The sequence below is a fragment of the Synergistota bacterium genome, assembly GCA_021159885.1.
Classification (GTDB): Bacteria; Synergistota; GBS-1; order GBS-1; family GBS-1; genus AUK310.
The window spans coordinates 64,509-82,847 of the sequence record JAGHDO010000033.1 but is presented as its reverse complement, the minus strand read 5'-3'; the positions used below and the strand labels follow the sequence as shown (position 1 = coordinate 82,847).

The following is an 18,339-nucleotide window of genomic DNA, read 5'->3' as shown; positions in this document are numbered from 1 at the left end:
AGTGTGCTTTTCCCGCTTGATTTAGGTCCGTATATGAATAGTATTGCGTTAGGTTCGGTTTGTAGGTATTTTTTAAGCCATTTTATTTCTTTTTCTCTATTCCAGAATTTCATTTAAGTATCCTCCTTACGGCGTGTTCTTCTATTTTGGATCTTAATCTTATGCTTTTTTCAAGGGGGTTGAAGAAGATGAATTCCCTTTTAAATAGTTCTTTAACGAGTTTGAGGTTGTAGAGATCGGGGTTTAGGATTTTTTCTCCTGAGAGTAGGTCTGAAAGGATTTTTTGGTATTCTTCTCTTTTGTCTTTTGGCTGGGAATCCAGAAAGAGGGATATTTTAGCCCATGAGTCTTTAATCAGCGCTTCGACACTTTCCCTAATAGAAACTCCGCTTTTTTTATCTTCTATTACTTGGTTTATTGCCCAGAGCAGAGTTCCTGCGTGCTTTATTATGTAATCTGTTTCTTTAGGAGTGAACCCTTCTTCTTTTAGGTATTTTCTTACGGGTTTTTCCTCGGGGTCATCGACGAGGTAGTATTTAGAGCATTTTGCTAAGGAGGAGTTAGCGTAGATTTCTTCTATGAAGAAGGTATCCGAGCTTAAAACGAATACGTGCGAGAGATGCTCGACCTTTGTCAGGCGAACGAAGAAATTAAATAGCTCATTTATTAATGGTCTCTGATTCACAGGCGAATTTAGGTAAACCTCTTTCAGCTTCTGCAGTTCATCAAAAATGATGACTTTTTTGCCTTTAAACTTTCTTAACCTTGCAGCCATATAGCGGAAGGGATCAAGCCTTTTATCCTTTATTTCTCTTTTAATCGCGCTTTTGATCCTGATGAAGTTGAAAATTCCAGCTTCAAGGTTAAGATCGAGTTCTTTCCCGCCTTCGAGTTCCTCTTCCAGAAAGAAGAGGTCGATGACGCTGTCGTATGAGGATATAAGCGTTTCTCTCAGGTCGAACCAGAAGATGGAAAACTCCTTTTTAGGGAGAGATTTGATGACTTCCCTCATGAGGACGCTTTTCCCGCTTGATTTAGGTCCGTAGATGAAAGTTATTGCGTTTGGTTCTGTGTTTAGGTAAGCTTTTAAAAACTTGAGCTCTCGCTCTCGGTTAACGAATCTCAAGCATATCCCTCCTTTTAAGATTATTATACTATGCCTATAGGAATTTTGCACTTTTTGAGGAGGGTGATAAAATGTTTTATGCAGTAATGGATTTGGAGGGGGTAATCAGTCATGGCTATAAGCGTGAGGAGGAGATGTGCGACCTGTAAATATTTTGTACCTGAGGATGTACCCTGGGGAGACGATAGCCTGGGGTTTGGATATGGCACATGTAGATTAAGAGAGATCTCAGTCAGAGGAACAGATGGGTGTCCTTCTTGGACTCCAAAACGAAGCGTAGATGAGTAGCTTGATTTCTTCCTTTTAAGATGCTAAAATCTTTAATGTGATAATTATTCTCAAGTAGGGGGTGGCGTAGATGAGGATAGCTATAAGTGCCGTTGAAGGGACATTGGAGTCTCAGGTGGAGCCCCGCTTTGGAAGGGCACCCTATTTTGTGATTTATGATCTTGAAACTGGTTGGTATGAGGCGGTTCCTAATCCTGCTGTTAACTCTCCTGGGGGAGCTGGCATTCAAGCAGCTCAGTTCGTCTTGAGTAGGGGAGTTAACGCGGTTATAAGCGGACATTTTGGCCCCTGGGCATCTCAGACTCTCGGCTCCGCCGGCGTGGAGCTTTTCACGGTTTCTGGAGGAACGGTAAAAGAAGCAATAGAAAAGTTTAAGAGAGGGGAGTTAAATAGATGGGAAGCTCAGGCGGGCGCGGGTCCATCTGGCGGATTTGGGGCTTTCGCTGGAGGTTGGGGAGGAGCTCCATTTGCCCAGTTTGGAGGATGGTTTGGAGGGTATCCCCCGTATGCTTTTGGATTCGGAGGTTGGGGTCCCGGATTTGATTGGAGAGCTATGAGGATAGCGCAGCTTGAGGCGATGATAAGCGCCTTGGAGGCTCAGCTCTCCGCTCTTAAAAGGGAGCTTGAGTATCTCAAGAAGGGTGAAGAGCCTTGAAGATAGCTATAGCGAGCGGTAAGGGAGGGACTGGCAAGACCAGCGTTGCACTTAACCTTGCCGTTTCTGCGAGCGTTGATACCGTTCTTGATTGTGATGTGGAGGCACCAAACCTCCACATCTTTTTTAAGCCTCATTGGAATCTGGAGGAAACCGTTTTCGTGAAGACACCCGCTATAGATAGTTCTAAGTGTGATCTTTGCGGTAAGTGCGTTGAATTTTGCAATTATAATGCTCTGGCTAAGCTAAGAGATAAGGTGATCTTTTTTTCTCACCTCTGTCATAGCTGTGGGGGATGCTCGATAGTCTGTGATAGAGGAGCTATATCTGAAGTAGATAGGCCTATTGGGATTTTGCGATATGCGCGTGTGGGGGACATGGATTTTTGGGAGGGTAGGCTTAATTATGGGGAATCGCTTGCGCCGGTTGTTATATCCGCTCTTAAGGAAAAAGCTGAGGACGGCACGATCGTGATAGATTCTCCGCCCGGCAATACCTGCCCGATGGTTGAAGCTGTTATAGATTCGGATTTCGCTATTCTCGTTACTGAACCAACTCCGTTCGGTTTTAGTGATCTTAAGCTGGCTGTGGGTGTTGTTAGGAAGCTTGGGATTCCATTTGGAGTGGTTATAAACAAGCATGGATTGGGAGACGATAGGGTTGAACGCTATTGTAAGGACGAGGGTATAGATATTCTCATGAGAATTCCCTATAGTATGAGATTAGCCTCGGCTTATGCGCGTGGAGAAACCTGGGTGGAGCTTTTTCCAGAAATGAGGGGAAAATTTCTTGGGCTTTTTGAGGCGGTGAGGAAAAGATGCTTAAAGAGATAGTCGTTTTAAGTGGTAAAGGGGGGACTGGAAAAACCTCTATAACTGCTTCTTTAGCTACTGCCTTTAGGGATAGAGTGGTGCTTGTCGATGCTGATGTGGATGCTCCAAATATGCTTATTTTGCTTGATCCTGAGGCTAAGGAGAAAAGAGCTTTCACGGGAGGCAAAAAGGCTTTCGTAGATCGTGAGATTTGCGATAAATGTGGTGTCTGCACTAAGTATTGCAGGTTCTCTGCGATAGATGATGGCGAGGTTGACTTTATAAGGTGTGAGGGATGCGGGGTGTGTGCCTTCGTCTGTCCGAAAAGCGCCATAGAAATGCGGGAGGTAAGATCTGGAGAAATAGGGTGGGCTGAAACGAGATGGGGACCTTTCGTGTTTGCAAGACTGGATCCAGGGGAGGGAAACAGCGGGAAGCTCGTTACGGAAGAGAGAAATCTCGCCCGAGATCTGGCTAAAAGATACGGAAAAGATCTTATTCTTGTAGATGGCCCTCCGGGAATGGGGTGTCCGGTCATAGCTTCGCTAACGGGTGTGGATCTCGCCATAGCGGTGGTTGAGCCTACCTTATCTGCACTGCATGATCTTCAGAGGGTTTACTCTCAAGCCTCTCATTTTGGGGTAAAAGTTGCTCTCATTCTGAATAAGATTGGTTTGTCAGATGAGGTTTCCTCATCTATAAGGTTTTTCGCCAATGGACATGATATACCAATACTGGCTGAGGTTCCATATGATGAGGCTGTGCCCAAAGCTATGATAGAAGGGATATCCTTCCTCGAACACGGAGGTGAAGCGGCGAACTCCTTAAGAGCAAGCTTGAAAAGTATAGAGAAGATGATATAATCTTTAAGTGCCAAAAAGTGAGCATAGGGATGGGGTGATATTATTTGAGAAGAATAACGATGCGTGAATTGCTGCGCTTATTTTATAGATATATGGTTGACTTCATCCCAGTCGTGGACAAGGATGGGCGACTTCGAGGTGTTCTCCTTAAGGAGAAGATGGTGGGCTTGACGGGAGGCGATTTGAGGGATATAGATCGCCCATTAGGTGAAGATGTGATAGCACCTTTCCTAAGCGATTCTGAGGATGCTAAGCAATTTCTTCCGATGTTAGCGGATAGAGGCGAAACGAAAATTCCCGTTCTTAGGAGCGATGGAGAGCTATTTGGTTTTTGGAGTAATGGTGAGCTCCTTGAGGCTATAGGTGGAAGGCGAGTTTTGTCTGCCTCTTTCCTCACTCCTCTTTTAGAGGAAATTCCACTTGCACTGGGCTTATTCAATAAAGCTGGTGATTTTCTCTATATGAATCCCTCTTTTAAGGAGTTGCTGAGCGATGAAGAAGCGAAGGAATGGCATGGCCAGAAGATAAGGGATTTTTTGAGGAGCCCCAAAAGGGAGGAAATTCAAGCCTCGTTTTCGGGTAAAGTCTGGAGCGGGGTTTTAATACCATTAAGAGAGGGAGAATGTGGAGGTGGAGCCTTTGTATGGGAGGACATCACGAATCTCGAAGAAGTTATCTCAAAAGCCGTTCGGCTTGCCGCTCTTCAAAGAGGTTTTGAAAAACTTTTTGAGCTCTTAGAGGAGGGATTTTGGTGTATTGATAGAGATGGAAAAGTGCTTTTCAGTAATCCATCATTTGAGAATATCTTTGGGATTCGCTTTTCTCAGGTGAAGAACATTAGGGAAATTTTCGGAGCGGAATATGAGAACCTTTCGATTGTTCAGAGCGTTAAAAGTGGTAATATTGTGGAAAGAAAGGAGATCTTAAGGGGGCAATCCGGTAGGAGGTTAGCCTTAAAAAGAACGGCGGTGCCGGTTAAAATAGGAAATGAGGTAATTGGTGCGATGGAAATAGTTTTCCCCAGACCCATGAGGGGAACTCCGGAAATGGGAGAGTGGCTTGAGCTTGGTGAGATTTCCAAGAGAGGGTTGGGGGAAGCCACTGAGGCTCTGAAGAGGGGTAGCGTTTTTATATGGGGACCTCCAGGTGTTGGGAAAACACACCTTGGTGTTACCATAGTTTCAGGAGTAGATAACGTTTTCTTTCTCGATGGAGTAATCCCAGATTCTTTAAGAAGCGAGGATATAATATTCGTTGAGAATCTCGAGTCCTTCTCAGAGGAGAAGAGAGAAAGATTGTATGAGATGTTTTTGAAGCATAAAGCGGTCGTTACTTCAAGGATTCCTCCTTCGCATTATCCCTTCCCATTTAAGGAAAAGTTTGAGGGCATTGTATATCTTCCACCTATATCTGATAGGTGGGAAGAAGCGGAAAGATTTTTACTTCTTAAGGCTGAAGGGATCGAGCTAAGGGAAGCTCTTTTAAATCGCTTAAGGGAGATGAGGTGGGATAGGAACTTTCATGACCTTATTGATTTTCTGAGGAGGCTCGTTATCGAGGGCGATCGTGGATTTAATGGTTTTTGGGGAGAAAGGCTTACGCTTAAGGAAGCACTGCAGAGGAGAGAGAAGGAGATAATTGAGGAAGCTTTAAGCTCGTGTGGTGGAAATATAACGAAAGCGGCTAAGATACTTGGTATACCTCGACAGACCCTTCAATATAAGCTTAGAAAGTTTGGAATAAAAGGGTGATTGCTTTGGGGAAAGAATATCCTCCGTATCCTGTAAAGCTTTTCATGGGCGTTCTTTACGGGGATAGGAGTGAATATGAGAGTATTAAAGAGGAGCTCTCTATGGAGTTTGGTGAGATAGATTATGAGAGCGGGGAGATGGATTTTAAATGGACTAATTATTACGCGGATGAGCTTGGTGATGAGGTCAAGAGAATCTTTATTTCCTTTTCTCCCCTTATATCTCCAGAGCAGATAGCTCACATAAAGAGAGTAACGAATCGTATGGAGGGTCCCGGTAGGAGGAGGATTAATCTTGATCCAGGATACATATCCGGAGGGAAGCTCGTCCTCGCTACAACCAAAGATCAGGCACATAGGATTTATCTCGGTGAAGGAATATATGCGGAAGTTACCCTGAGGTTCAGGAGTGGGAGATTTCTCCCTTTTGACTATACATATCCGGATTACAGAAGCGATGAGTATAACGCGATTTTTATTGAAATAAGGAGAAAGTATCTTGAGGAGCTAAAGAAGCCTTTCCCACCAACTAATAGGTTTACGACGAGGTGGAACCTGAAGAAGATAATGGAATCTTTTGATGGAACTAAGGCGCTTTTAATATGGGAGGGAAAAAGGGGTATAATTGAAACGCTGAGCTTTTTAAGCAAGGCAAGAAGGATGGTAGAGCTCCTCGGAGTTGCGTTCAAAGGGGGGAAGAGGGAAGCGGAGGCTTTTTCACATATAGATCTCGTGGATTATGTGTTTCCATTCAAGGAAAATCTAAGTGAGATAGTGAGGTTTTTGAGCCCTGATCTTGTTATATTACCGGAAGATTTCTCTATAAGGGGATTAGATTTCCATGAAGGGAGGGTTATAAGATTATAAAGAGATACCTCCTGCCCGAGATGGAGAAAATCTGGTCTGAAGAGAACAAGTTCAAAACATGGCTTAGGATAGAACTTCTTGTTGTTGAAGGATGGGCAAAGATTGGGGTTTTCCCTGAGGATGTTCCCTCAAAGATGAGGGAAAAAGCCTCCTTTGATCTCTCCCGAATAGAGGAGCTCGAACGCATTTATAGGCATGAGGTTATAGCTTTTCTTAAATCTGTTGAGGAAAGTATTGGTGAAGATCTTTCGCCTTACCTTCACTATGGTTTAACATCCTCAGATGTTATAGATACTGCGAATGCAGTTCTTCTTAGGAGCGCTTTGGAGGAAATAGAAGAGAAGGCACGAGAGCTGAAAGAAGTCCTGCTTGGAAAGGCTTTGGAGTATAAGGATACCCTCGAGGTGGGTAGGACCCATGGAGTTCATGCTGAACCGATAACCTTTGGCTTAAAGCTTTTATCCTTCTGTAGCGAGCTTTTGAGAAATCTAAATAGATTGAGGCTTGCTAAGGAGGAAATATCCTATGGGAAGATATCCGGTGCGGTTGGAACTTATTCTATGATAGATCCGAAAGTTGAGGAGTACGTTTGTTGCTCTCTTGGACTGAAAGTTGAGCCCGTTTCAACTCAGATAGTTCCACGTGATAGACATGCCTTTCTAATATCGGTTTTGGCTCTTTTTGGAGCTTTCTGTGAGAGACTCGCGCTTGAGATAAGACATCTTCAAAGAACGGAGGTTGGTGAGGCTTATGAACCCTTTTATAGGGGGCAGAGAGGATCTTCAGCCATGCCTCATAAAAGGAATCCTATACTGTGTGAGAGAATTTGTGGGCTATCCCGTATTTTAAGGGGGTTTCTCCCACCGAGCTTTGAGAATGTGGCTCTGTGGCATGAGAGAGACATTTCGCATTCTTCCGTTGAGAGATTTTCATTGTCTCAAACCACAAGTCTCCTTTTTTATATGCTAAATCTTCTTAAAAGGGTGATCGAAGGGCTTGAAGTTCATCCCGAGAAGATGAGGGATAATCTCAACTTGACAAATGGTCTGGTTTTCTCAAGTGAGGTGTTAACGAAGCTCCTATCGAAGGGGGTTCCGAGGGACAGAGCTTACGATATGGTACAAAGATGCTCTTTTAGATCTTGGAAGGAAGGGAAAGCCTTTAAGTCAATGCTTCTTTCGGATCCCGAGGTGAGCTCAGTTTTAAGTAGAGAGGAAATAGAATCGTGTTTCGATTTTAAGGGTTTGCTTGAGAGAGTTGATCTGATATTCTCAAGGTTTAAGGAGATGCTGATGGAATGATGAAGTTAACTCTTCCTCGAATGGGATATACCTATATAGGTTTTAGAGCGGTGTTTGATATACTGGGGCATGAGTTTATCGAGCCTCCTCCTCTAACTAAGAGGACGCTTGATCTTGGCGTTAAACATGCCCCGGAATTTGCCTGCTTTCCTTTTAAGCTTACGCTTGGAAATCTGATAGAGGCACTTGAGACAGGGAAAGTCGATACCATAATCACTGCGGGAGGAATAGGTCCCTGTAGGTATGGGTTTTACGGCGTTATGTATGAGAAGATACTAAAGGAAGAGCTGGGCTATAGCTTTGACTTTATATTGCTTGATCCTCCGGTTAAGCCTTATGGGAGCTTTAAAAGGGTTTGGGAAATAGTTAAGAAATGGAAAGGGGAGCTTTCCTGGGGAGAGTTTTTCAAAAGAGTAGTTAAGGGTTTTAAACTTGCTTGGAGGAAGCTTAAAAGCGTTGAGGAGCTTGAAGCGCTTATCTTAACAAAGAGAGCATGGGTAAAGGATCCTTCTCGTATAGATGGGATATTCAAGGAGGCCTTAAGTGCTATAGATAAAAGCAGAGAGGTCGAAGAAGTTGAGATCGCTTTCGAAAAGGCGAAAAGCCTTATAGAAAAAGTAGAGCCCGAGAGGGATGAGACACTTAAGGTGGGAATTATAGGAGAAATTTATACGGTACTTGAGCCTTTTTCTAATCTCAATACGGAAAGACTCCTCAACGAACGAGGAGTTGAGATCGAAAGATCAGTGTGGACGACCGAGTTTATAGAGTACAATATTTTCCCGGGATTACCTTTTCCTCTTAAGCAGATAGTAGGGTACGATACCAAGGAGAAAATAGAGGAGTATTCTAAACCATATTTAAATGAGTTCGTGGGGGGGCATGGTAGGGAAAGCGTCGCTCACGCGGTTATGTTCTTTGAGAGAGGCTTCGATGGTGTCGTTCACATCCTTCCTTTCTCCTGTATGCCTGAAATAGTGGCGAGGGGGATTCTTGAAAGAGTCAGTAAGGAGCTCGATTTTCCCATATTAAGCCTTTCTTTTGATGAGTTCACGGGGGAGGCCGGGCTTATAACGCGTTTGGAGGCTTTTATTGATCTCCTCAGTATGAGGAGAAAAAAGAGGAGGGCTGTAGCTTGAGGTTCGGCATTCCGCGTGGACTCTACTATGAGCCCTTTATAACGGAGTGGAAGGTTTTTTTAGAAGAGCTGGGGGAAAAAGCGGAGGTTTCTCCTCCAACCAATAAGCTGATTTTGGATGAAGGCGTTAGGGAGGGAATTAATGAAGCTTGCATTTCGCTAAAGCTTACTATAGGGCACGCGATTCATCTGAGCAAAAGCGTTGATTCTATATTTGCTCCTCGACTTATGAATGTGGATAAGTGGAAACGGATAACTCTCTGCCCCAAGTTCAGAGGGCTTCCGGATTTAATCAGGGTTTCGGTGAGCGATGTTTTTACCCTTAATGCCTTTTTAGGCGGTTTTCGAAGAAGGTTTTCTTTCTATCTTAGTGTGGGGAGAGAACTTGGGGCGAGTTTTATTAGAACGATCAAAGCTTATAGAAAAGCGAGGAGTGCATCTAAGCTCGTTTCAAATCTAATGAAGGAAGGGCTACCACCAGATGAAGCGCGAGAAATCGCTCTTGGCAAGAGGTCAGGGTTAGGTCGGGTAGATAGGATTAAGGAAGGCCGTTTCTTTATAGGCGTGGTTGGATACCCATACATAATTTACGATGATTATGTAAGTCATTCCCTAATAAAGCGACTGAAGGAAATGGGATTCGGGGTAATCACTCCTGAAATGCTCGATGAAGATGAGATAAACGATGCCTTGAGAGTGCTATTCAAGCCTCTGTTTTGGAGTCAGAGCAATAGAGTAGTTGGCTCAGCTTTCTTAATGCTTCGCAAGCCTGAAATAGAAGGGCTTATACATATTTCATCCTTCGGTTGTGGAACGGATGCTTGGGTTGGAAAACTTATAGAGCTTGAGGCTAAAAAGCTTAACAAGCCCCTAATGAGGATAGTTGTCGATGAACATACCGCTGAGGCTGGATTGATAACCCGTCTTGAGGCTTTCACTGATCTTGTCAAATGGAGGAGAGGGAGGGCGGTAGTATGAAGGTTTATCTCGGTATAGATATAGGTTCCGTTAGCACGAATCTTGTGGCTATGACGGAAGGGTATGAGGTGGTTTCTGCCATTTACTTGAGGACAGCAGGGCGTCCCATAGATACCTTGCTTAGAGGGCTTAAGTTGGTTCAGAGGGACATCAATGGTGCAGATATATGTGGTGTTGGAACAACGGGAAGCGCTCGCTTCCTCGCTGGCGTGATAACCGGTGCTGATATAGTGAAGAATGAGATAACCGCTCATGCAGTTGCGGCTATTAACGAGGTTCCGGATGTAAAGACGGTCTTTGAGATTGGAGGGCAGGACTCAAAGATAATAATTATAAGAGAGGGTGTTGTGGTCGACTTTGCGATGAACACCGTCTGCGCTGCGGGAACCGGTTCCTTCCTTGATCATCAGGCGCAGAGGCTGGGTATAGAGATAGAGCGTTTTGGCGAGTATGCGTTAAGAAGTGAGAATCCTGTGAGAATAGCGGGAAGATGCACGGTTTTCGCTGAGTCGGATATGATCCATAAACAGCAGATGGGATATTCGGTTGAAGATATTATAGCGGGATTGTGTGAGGCTCTCGTTAGAAACTATCTGAACAACGTTGCGAAGGGAAAGGATCTCAAGCCACCCTATGTTTTTCAAGGAGGAGTTGCGGCTAACAAGGGAATAAGAAAAGCCTTTGAGAAGGAATTAAGATCGCCCGTTTACGTTCCCAGGTATTTCAATGTCATGGGGGCTCTTGGGATGGCTATACTGGCTAAAAGATATATGGAGGAAGAAAAGGCAAGGACATCCTTTAGGGGATTTGAAATAGTGGAGGAGAGTTTTAAGAGTAGATCGTTTGAGTGCGATGGGTGTCCTAATAGATGCGAGGTTGTGGTCATATATAGAGGCTCAGATCCACTTGCATGTTGGGGAGACAGATGCGGAAGATGGCAGGAAAAGTTCAGGAGAGGTTTAATCGATGGGGAGCTTGAAAGGGCTGCTTAGGGAAATACAGCAAATTCTAATCGAAGAAAGAGAACCTCCTGAAAGGCTCGTTCTTAATCCAGATAGTGTGAGAGTTTTTGGTAAGCTTGTAATTATTCCGCCATTTGGAAAGCTTTATGTCATCGGGGATATACACGGTGAGCAGGATTCACTAAGGGAGATATTAAATTTCGTTTTCGAGAAGTTCCGTGAAGAAGGAGACTATATGGTCTTCCTTGGTGATTATGCAGATAGAGGGACCGAAGGACTTGAGGTATTTGAGGAGCTTTTCGAGCTTAAGAAGCGATTGAGAGAGAGGTTGATCCTACTACGGGGTAACCATGAAGATAGAGGCATGAACAGGTTTTACGGTTTTCTTTCTGAGCTTTACTGGAAGCTTGGCCCTGAAAGCTCAGAGGTGTATGCTGAGCTTGAGAAAATTTATGACCTGTTGCCTATTTGTGCCTATGTTCCGGAAAAGCTCATTATGGTTCACGGTGGAGCTACCGTACCTCCTATTACTCTTGAGGAGATAGCTCGTGGGAGAGAAGAGCCCCAACTTCTATGGAATGATCCGCTGGATGAGGATTATATGCCCCGAGGAGGGGGAACCAGAGCTTTTAGTGAGGAAGAGCTCGGGTGGTTTCTGGATTCCGTTAGAGCAAGAGTTATGATAAGGGGGCATCAGTTTCTCGGAGCTAAAGGACACAAGCTTTTTGGAGATAAGCTTATATCGCTGTTTTCAGCGAGATATGGACATAGGGGTGCCAAGATAGCTCTCCTCGAGGTGGACTTAGAGGAGAGTTTTGAGAGAGCTTCTCAGATTATAAAGGGACTGCATCTTCTTTAAAGGGGAGGTCTTTTATCTTGTCAAGGGCGGTTATAACGGTTATAGGTGTGGATAAGGTTGGTATTGTTGCGGGTATTTCTGGATTACTCGCGGAGTATAACGTTAATATCGAGGATATAAGCCAGACTACCATGCAGGGAATATTTGTTATGGCTATGATCGTTAATATTTCTCAGCTTAAGAGCGGTTTCTCGGAGTTTAAAGATGCGCTCCTCAAGCGAGGGAAGGAGCTTGGAGTCGAGATATGGCTTCAGCGTGAGGAAATATTCAAAGCTATGCACAGAGTATGAGGTGATACCATGAAGAGAGGATTCGTATCTTTAAACGAGATAATGGAAACCATTCAGATGGTGAGAAGAGAAAATCTTGATATAAGGACTATCACGCTTGGAATATCCTTATTGGACTGTAGGGGAGGCGATCCTGAGGAGGTTATAGACAAAGTATATGAGAAGATAGTCAGGGTTTCAAGAAGGCTCGTTCCAACGGTAAGAGAGGTTGAGGATGAATTTGGGATTCCCATAGTGAACTCAAGGATTTCCGTTAGTCCTGTTTCTCTTATAAGTGCCGGATTTAAAGAAGAGGATTTTCTTGAGCTTGGAAAAGCGCTTGAACGGGCTGCTGTGGAAGTAGAAGTTGATTTTATAGGGGGATATGGAGCCTTGGTCGAGAAGGGTATCACCGATTGGGAGAGAAAGCTAATATCGGTGATACCAGATGTGCTCTCATCGACCGAAAGGGTGTGTTCCTTCCTGAACGTTGCTTCTACAAAAGCGGGCATAAACATAGATGCGGTTCTTCTTTCTGCTGGCGTTATGAAGAGATCCGCGCTTCTTACCTCTTCTAAGGATGGTATAGGAGCGGCTAAGTTCGTAGTTTTTGCAAACGCTCCTTCAGATAATCCGTTCATGGCGGGAGCCTTTCACGGTGCTCAGGAAGGAGATGTCTGCATAAATGTTGGAGTTAGTGGTCCTGGTGTGGTTAGAGCGGTGGTTGAGAGCTTAAAAGATGTGGACTTTAGAACGCTCGCTAACGAGATTAAGAGGGTTGCTTTTAAGATTACCGCTGCTGGAGAGCTTCTTGGAAGAGAGGTTGCGAGGAGGCTTGGGATATCGTTCGGTATAGTTGATCTCTCCTTGGCTCCTACGCCAAATCCGGGTGATAGCGTAGCACAAATCATAGAGGCTATGGGGATTGAGCGATGTGGTCTTCCGGGAACTACAGCTGCTCTGGCCCTTCTAAACGATGCCGTTAAAAAAGGCGGGGTTATGGCTTCGTCCTCTGTTGGGGGATTAAGCGGGGCCTTTATCCCGGTGAGTGAGGATTCGGAAATGGCAAAATGTGCCTTGGATGGAACGATAGGTCTTGAGAAATTGGAGGCGATGACCTGCGTGTGTTCGGTAGGACTTGATATGATAGCTATTCCAGGTGATACGCCTGAGGAAGTCATAGCCTGTATAATAGCTGATGAGATGGCTATAGGTGTTATAAATTCTAAAACGACTGCGGTAAGGCTTATACCTGTTCCCGGTAAAGGGGTTGGTGAAAGAGCATGCTGGGGAGGCCTGCTTGGAGAAGCTCCCATAGTTCCAGTTAAGATCGGAAAGGTAGATAGGTTCATAAAAAGAGGAGGGCGAATTCCCCCACCTATATTCAGCTTTAATAATTGAGGGGGGATAGTTTGCTAAGCAATATCAAGCTACGAAGGTATCTATCCTTAAATGCAAAGGAGCTCGTTAAGGATAAGAGTCATCTGATAGGCGAGGGAAGCGTTGGAGGTAAGGCTAAGGGACTTATTTTCGCTAAGAGAGTTCTTGAGGGGATGGAGGGGATCCCTCCATGGCCCATTTATATACCTCCGAGCCGGTTTATAACGACGGAGATCTTCGACGAATTTATGGAAGGAAACGATCTTGCTGATGTTATTTTCACGGGTAACTGGGAGGATATAAAGAAGGCTTTTTAAATGCTTCTTTTCCTGAAGCAGTGATAGAAGATTTGAGAAGATGGCTTTGCGAGATGGATTATCCTCTCGCGGTTAGATCTTCCTCGCTTCTTGAGGATAGTATAAAGTACTCCTTTGCGGGAAAATATCTGACGCTCTTCGTGTCTAATAGGGGAGACCTTGAAGAGAGAGTAAGGGAGCTTCTCTGTGCTATAAAGAAAGTTTACGCAAGCACATATGGTCCTGTAGCTCTCGAATATAGGAAGAAGCACTCCTTAGAAGGGGAGAGCATGGGGATAATAGTTCAACAGCTGATTGGAAAGAGACGGGGAGGTGAGTTCTATCCAGAGATAGCTGGAGTGGGATTTTCGAGAAATTATCGCAGGTGGACAGAAAGGATTAGGGTTGAAGATGGGATGGTTAGGGTCGTCTTTGGGTTAGGTACGAGATGTACGGGTAGAAATTACGCTCGTATATTTTCTCTGACTAACCTAAGCTTGAGGCCTGAGGGAAATGATCCAACTGAAATAATGAGATATTCTCAGGAGACCTTTGATTTACTTGATCTCGAGGGTGGAGGATTTAAATCCTATAATATAAACTCGAGGAAGGATTTGATAAAGTATCATAGAAATTTTAGCAGGCTTGCAAGCATTTATTCGGAGGATATGATAACACCCTATTCGTCCCATAAGGAGGGCAAGATAATTTTCACTTTTGACGGTTTCCCAAGCACTCATCCGGAGTTTTTCGAGCTTATGGGCTTTCTCTTCAAGCTCTTTGAGAAAGAAATGGGTATCCCCGTTGATGTTGAGTTTGCATCTGAGCCCGTAGAAAGCTTTTTTGCGCTGGTTCAGCTTCGTCCTCTTTCGAGCTATGAATCCCATAGGCCGGTCACGGTGCCTAAAAATATACCTGAGGAGAGGCTTATACTTCGGGGAAATAGAATGCTGACTAATGGTGTGGTAGAAAAAGTTCGCTACTTGGTTTACGTCGATCCCTGGATGTACGTGGAAAAATTCGATCCACATAAGGTAGCGCGTGAAATAGGGAGGATAAATAAAGCTCTTGAGGGTGAGAAGTTTATTCTCATAGGTCCAGGGAGGTGGGGGACTTCCAACCCCCGGCAAGGAGTCCCTGTCGAATACAGCGAGGTATCAAACTGTGGCATGATAGTTGAGATAGGGGTGATGGAAAAGGGTTTTACGCCTGAGCTTTCATATGGTACGCACTTTTTTGCTGATCTTGAGCTCGATGGAATACTATATTTACCTATATTTGTGGGTATGGAGGGAAACATCTTTAACAGAACCTGGTTTGATTCGCATGAATATAAGCGCGGAGAACATCCCTCTCTCCGGATATATGAGGGAATATTCTCCGCTTATCTTGATGGGCATAAGGTTGTTGGGGTTTTAATAGATGAATCTTAACTTTTCTCGACCTTTTCAATAACGCTCTTTTGGAGCACTCTGACCAGCGGGACAGCTATGAGAACCCCAACCGAGCATTGGGTTATATCGGTAATCGCTTCCACGGGAGCAGCTCCCCATCCGTAAAGGAGACCTGCGGAGATAGCGTATCCGCTTATCATTATAGCCGCACCAATGGTTAAGGCAAGAGGTTTATTATGGCGTGCCAGCTTTCCAACGATGAATCCCTCGGTCCCCTTGATTATAAGGGTAAACGGTGCCCAAAGAGGATAACCTAAAAGAAGATCTGCTAATGCCGATCCCAGCCCACCAGCTATTCCCCCTGCAAAGGCGCCAAAAAGGATGGCTATGGTATATATCGCTCCCTCACCGAGGTTAAAGTAGATCCTAAATCCTGGAACTGGAACGTGTATGAATGTTGCAACGCACACAAGCGCGCTATAAATTGAAAAGAGTGCAATTTTTCTGCTTTTACTCATGCTCTTCTTTCACCTCCTACCTTTATTATAATCCCAAAAGCCCCCGCCCCAAAACCTAAGGCTAAGAGAAATGGCGTGAAAAATTCCGTGATTCCACTTAAGGCGTTTACCAATAGAGGAGAGAGGGAACCTATACTTCCTGTTATAAATCCAAAGATCCCCAGTCCCCTTCCTCTTGAGCTTTCTGAGAATATCGTTGAGACGAATATTGGATAAACCACATAACATATTTCTGCTAAGAGTATAGAGATGAAAAGCAGGGGAAGACAGCCCTTAAGCAGAGCCCATCCAAGCAGAAGCAAGGGGTGTAAGAGAGAAGAAATTGCCCACGATTTTGCTGGATCTATTCTATCAGCTATTTTGCCAAATATGAGCACGCCGATTGCAGATATTATACCCGCCTTTGAGAAAATGATGTTTATCTCAGGTTCGGATAGACCGAGACCTTCCTTCTGAAAAAGGGATATGTATGGTCCGTTTAAGGTAAGGGATAAGCTCATAAAGAAGAGAGTGCCTCCTATTATGGTTAGTAGCCTCGTTCTATTCATCCGTAAATCCTTAAGAGAGCCATGTTCATGCCCTGTCGCTCTTAAGGTTTCCTCTAAAAAGATCCAACGTGCTACTCCCATCGATAAAGCTGCAATAGAGTAGATAGTTAATAATCCCTTTATTCCTATTCTTTCGAGTAGCATTGCTCCTATAAATGGTCCTATTGCTATTCCAAGGTTAAAAGAGAAGCTTGTCATGCCAAAGGATGTTCCCTTCTTTTCCTGCGATTCGAAGACGAGGGCTAAGATGGCTGGCATTTGAATGGAACTTGAGAGCGCATTTATTATGTAAAAGATCGAAACGCCGATCCAGCTTGAGGAGAAAGCCATCCCGTATCCGGCTAATGCGTATAACAAGGTGGTTCCCACGACTATGGGCTTTCTTCCTATCCTGTCTGTGAGGAAGCCCCCAGGAATTTGACCTATGTAGAAGGCGAGGTTAAAGAGAAAATAAAGTACGCTTATGGCCTTATCTGAAGCGCCTAAGCTTTTAAGGTAAAGAGGAAGAAGAAAGTACCAAGAAAATACTGTGCAAACTAAGAGTATTATGGTGATGGTTAGAGTGATTATGTTCCTCATGTGAAATATTATACACCATATTTCTTATCCTATGTGTGCCAGTTTCTTCTCTTTGGCTATTTTTAACCATGAGGGAACCGGTGGAATAAGCTCGTCTTCAGGATCAACATTAAGCTCTATGAAACTTGGGCTATTTCTTGTGAGTTCTTCTTTAAGTAGTATTCTTAAATCGTTGATTTTCTCGATTTTATACGATCTTAAACCAAAACCCTCAGCTACTTTTGCGTGATCTACCTTTTTAAAGTCGGTGGCAAAGGGAGAGGCATTTTGGAGGAGCTTTATCGTTGCCCTTATCCAGCCGAAACTATCGTTGTTAAACAGGATTATTTTTATATTTCCCTCGGTTCTCGCTATGGTTTCAAGCTCTCCGGCTGTAAAACCAAAGCTTCCATCCCCGGTTAGTGCTATTATTGGAATTTCTGGGTTTGCATAATGTGCTCCTATAGATGCTGGTATGGCATATCCTAAGGCTCCAAGGGAGAAATTGAAGAGAAATCTTCTACCAGGTTTATCCGCTTTAAAAAATGCGGATGTGTAGATGGCGCTTATACCAGGATCTATTGCTAATATGTATTCCCTTTCTGAGAGAAGTTCATTTAGCGTTTCTATAACTTCTAATGGACACATCTTGGAATGACTTTTTCCTTCTCTCAGTGCTTCTCTATATTCATTGAGGCTCTTATTTAAAGCCTTTATCCTTGGTGAATTTAGGAAATCTATTTGTTGAGATATTTCATCCTTAATTACTTTTATCATTTCTTTCAGTGTTGCTTTGGCATCTCCGATAAGAACGGATGTTGTGATATAGTTATTGGAGACCTCTGCTTCGCTTATATCCAGGTGAATTATCGCCTTATCAGAATCTGCTGATGGTAGTTTCCATCCATCTGTTGTGACGTAATCGGTATTGCATCCGACATAGAAGATGAGATCCGATTCTTCTACCACTTTATTTGATACGATAGTGCCTCCTCTGATTCCTATCACACCTATTGATAGGGGATGTCTTTCAGGGAAGCTTCCCTTTCCTGAAATGGTAGTTCCCACAGGTATTGCAAGGAGCTCCGCGAGCTCCTTTATTTCCTCCCAAGCTTGGGAGTATAAGACTCCCTGACCGCATATAATTAATGGTTTTTCGCTTTTAAGCAATAGCTTAACGGCCTTCTTAATTTCCCCTTTATCCGCTATTGGGCGATGCCCAGGATACTTTGAAAACTCCTTTTGAACTCTCAGATCTGCTGATGTTATCTCTTCTTCCAGCACGTTCTGTGGAACCCTTATATGCACGGGTCCCGGCCTGCCAGTCGTTGCCATTCTGAATGCTCGTCTTAGAATAAATGGAATTTCTGATGCTTTTAATATAGTTAAGCTTTCCTTGGTTATGGAGGTGAAAAGAGGAGTTTGCTCAAAGCCCGTTAGCATGTTTTTCTTCTCGAGATGCAGGGGTACATCGGTCGTGAATACTATTAGCGGCACGGATGATTTATAAGCTTCAGCTATTCCTGGAACTACATGTGTAGCTCCAACGCTTGGAGATTCGCATATTCCTGGCTTAAGGCTTACTTTGGCATAAGCATCTGCCATAAAGGATGCGCTTCTTTCATCTCTCGTGAGAACATGCTTTATCTCAGGGAATTTACTCCATTCAACATACAGAGGTATCGTTGTCTCACCCGGTAGACCAAAAATGTGTTTTACATCATATCTTTTTAGCATCTCTAAAAGTACTCTTGCACCTTTCATTTTTTTTCTCCCC

At 44.0% G+C, this 18,339-nt stretch carries 18 protein-coding genes and 1 pseudogene; 14 read left to right on the top strand and 5 right to left on the bottom strand.

What is annotated here, in order from left to right; genetic code table 11:
* Positions 1–113 (bottom strand): ATP-binding protein (locus tag J7M13_03445; protein MCD6363040.1); only part of this gene is annotated, 113 nt, incomplete at its 3' end.
* Positions 110–1,126 carry an AAA family ATPase gene (locus tag J7M13_03440; GenBank protein MCD6363039.1) on the bottom strand — a complete coding sequence of 339 codons (1,017 nt, stop codon included), beginning with the start codon at positions 1,124–1,126 and terminating at the stop codon, positions 110–112. The genes J7M13_03440 and J7M13_03445, both read right to left, overlap by 4 nt.
* A 111-nt stretch (positions 1,127–1,237) precedes the next feature.
* On the opposite strand from J7M13_03440, the gene J7M13_03435 reads away from it, so the two are divergent.
* The 14 genes and pseudogenes from J7M13_03435 (at position 1,238) to J7M13_03370 (ending at position 14,977) form a co-directional block, all read left to right on the top strand.
* Complete coding sequence (locus tag J7M13_03435; GenBank protein ID MCD6363038.1) at positions 1,238–1,414, top strand: hypothetical protein; 177 nt, start codon at positions 1,238–1,240, stop codon at positions 1,412–1,414.
* 70 nt (positions 1,415–1,484) lie between these two features.
* A complete protein-coding gene (locus tag J7M13_03430; GenBank protein MCD6363037.1) occupies positions 1,485–2,069 on the top strand; it encodes a NifB/NifX family molybdenum-iron cluster-binding protein in 585 nt (194 codons plus the stop codon).
* Entirely contained in the window at positions 2,066–2,902 is an 837-nt protein-coding gene (locus tag J7M13_03425) for an ATP-binding protein (protein ID MCD6363036.1), read from the top strand. Before J7M13_03430 ends, J7M13_03425 begins: the two co-directional genes overlap by 4 nt.
* The gene (locus J7M13_03420; protein ID MCD6363035.1) at positions 2,887–3,744 is read left to right on the top strand and encodes an ATP-binding protein; all 858 of its coding nucleotides are present in this window, start codon (positions 2,887–2,889) and stop codon (positions 3,742–3,744) included. Before J7M13_03425 ends, J7M13_03420 begins: the two co-directional genes overlap by 16 nt.
* Positions 3,745–3,788: 44 nt before the next feature.
* A complete protein-coding gene (locus J7M13_03415; GenBank protein MCD6363034.1) occupies positions 3,789–5,495 on the top strand; it encodes a PAS domain-containing protein in 1,707 nt (568 codons plus the stop codon).
* Positions 5,496–5,500: 5 nt separating this feature from the next.
* The gene (locus J7M13_03410) at positions 5,501–6,361 is read left to right on the top strand and encodes a DUF4416 family protein (protein MCD6363033.1); all 861 of its coding nucleotides are present in this window, start codon (positions 5,501–5,503) and stop codon (positions 6,359–6,361) included.
* On the top strand, positions 6,355–7,662 hold the full coding sequence (locus J7M13_03405; GenBank protein ID MCD6363032.1) for an adenylosuccinate lyase: 1,308 nt from the start codon (positions 6,355–6,357) through the stop codon (positions 7,660–7,662). Before J7M13_03410 ends, J7M13_03405 begins: the two co-directional genes overlap by 7 nt.
* Entirely contained in the window at positions 7,659–8,801 is a 1,143-nt protein-coding gene (locus J7M13_03400) for a CoA protein activase (protein MCD6363031.1), read from the top strand. The genes J7M13_03405 and J7M13_03400 overlap by 4 nt, the downstream gene beginning before the upstream one ends.
* Positions 8,798–9,778 (top strand): 2-hydroxyglutaryl-CoA dehydratase, encoded by a 981-nt coding sequence (locus tag J7M13_03395; GenBank protein MCD6363030.1) that lies wholly within the window; start codon positions 8,798–8,800, stop codon positions 9,776–9,778. Before J7M13_03400 ends, J7M13_03395 begins: the two co-directional genes overlap by 4 nt.
* Positions 9,775–10,770 (top strand): 2-hydroxyglutaryl-CoA dehydratase, encoded by a 996-nt coding sequence (locus tag J7M13_03390; GenBank protein MCD6363029.1) that lies wholly within the window; start codon positions 9,775–9,777, stop codon positions 10,768–10,770. The genes J7M13_03395 and J7M13_03390 overlap by 4 nt, the downstream gene beginning before the upstream one ends.
* A complete protein-coding gene (locus tag J7M13_03385; GenBank protein MCD6363028.1) occupies positions 10,745–11,599 on the top strand; it encodes a serine/threonine protein phosphatase in 855 nt (284 codons plus the stop codon). The genes J7M13_03390 and J7M13_03385 overlap by 26 nt, the downstream gene beginning before the upstream one ends.
* 17 nt (positions 11,600–11,616) lie before the next feature.
* A complete protein-coding gene (locus J7M13_03380) occupies positions 11,617–11,889 on the top strand; it encodes an ACT domain-containing protein (GenBank protein MCD6363027.1) in 273 nt (90 codons plus the stop codon).
* Positions 11,890–11,898: 9 nt separating this feature from the next.
* On the top strand, positions 11,899–13,269 hold the full coding sequence (locus J7M13_03375; protein MCD6363026.1) for a PFL family protein: 1,371 nt from the start codon (positions 11,899–11,901) through the stop codon (positions 13,267–13,269).
* Between the two features lie 152 nt (positions 13,270–13,421).
* Positions 13,422–14,977, top strand: a pseudogene (locus tag J7M13_03370) (phosphoenolpyruvate synthase).
* Here the strand turns inward: J7M13_03370 and J7M13_03365 are convergent.
* Genes J7M13_03365 through J7M13_03355 form a run of 3 tightly spaced genes read right to left on the bottom strand, consistent with a single transcriptional unit; the run spans position 14,974 to position 18,326 of the window.
* The gene (locus tag J7M13_03365; GenBank protein MCD6363025.1) at positions 14,974–15,456 is read right to left on the bottom strand and encodes an ECF transporter S component; all 483 of its coding nucleotides are present in this window, start codon (positions 15,454–15,456) and stop codon (positions 14,974–14,976) included. The pseudogene J7M13_03370 and the gene J7M13_03365 overlap by 4 nt on opposite strands.
* Positions 15,453–16,583 (bottom strand): MFS transporter, encoded by a 1,131-nt coding sequence (locus J7M13_03360; GenBank protein ID MCD6363024.1) that lies wholly within the window; start codon positions 16,581–16,583, stop codon positions 15,453–15,455. Before J7M13_03360 ends, J7M13_03365 begins: the two co-directional genes overlap by 4 nt.
* A gap of 24 nt (positions 16,584–16,607) precedes the next feature.
* Positions 16,608–18,326 (bottom strand): thiamine pyrophosphate-binding protein, encoded by a 1,719-nt coding sequence (locus tag J7M13_03355; GenBank protein MCD6363023.1) that lies wholly within the window; start codon positions 18,324–18,326, stop codon positions 16,608–16,610.
* Between the last annotated feature and the right edge of the window lie 13 nt (positions 18,327–18,339).

Bases quoted from the DNA above. Each gene is read 5' to 3' on its own strand.
- J7M13_03435 (MCD6363038.1), top strand. From the start codon at position 1,238: ATGGCTATAAGCGTGAGGAGGAGATGTGCGACCTGTAAATATTTTGTA.
- J7M13_03430 (MCD6363037.1), top strand. From the start codon at position 1,485: ATGAGGATAGCTATAAGTGCCGTTGAAGGGACATTGGAGTCTCAGGTG.
- J7M13_03420 (MCD6363035.1), top strand. From the start codon at position 2,887: ATGCTTAAAGAGATAGTCGTTTTAAGTGGTAAAGGGGGGACTGGAAAA.
- J7M13_03400 (MCD6363031.1), top strand. From the start codon at position 7,659: ATGATGAAGTTAACTCTTCCTCGAATGGGATATACCTATATAGGTTTT.
- J7M13_03390 (MCD6363029.1), top strand. From the start codon at position 9,775: ATGAAGGTTTATCTCGGTATAGATATAGGTTCCGTTAGCACGAATCTT.
- J7M13_03385 (MCD6363028.1), top strand. From the start codon at position 10,745: ATGGGGAGCTTGAAAGGGCTGCTTAGGGAAATACAGCAAATTCTAATC.
- J7M13_03375 (MCD6363026.1), top strand. From the start codon at position 11,899: ATGAAGAGAGGATTCGTATCTTTAAACGAGATAATGGAAACCATTCAG.
- J7M13_03365 (MCD6363025.1), bottom strand. From the start codon at position 15,456: ATGAGTAAAAGCAGAAAAATTGCACTCTTTTCAATTTATAGCGCGCTT.
- J7M13_03360 (MCD6363024.1), bottom strand. From the start codon at position 16,583: ATGAGGAACATAATCACTCTAACCATCACCATAATACTCTTAGTTTGC.
- J7M13_03355 (MCD6363023.1), bottom strand. From the start codon at position 18,326: ATGAAAGGTGCAAGAGTACTTTTAGAGATGCTAAAAAGATATGATGTA.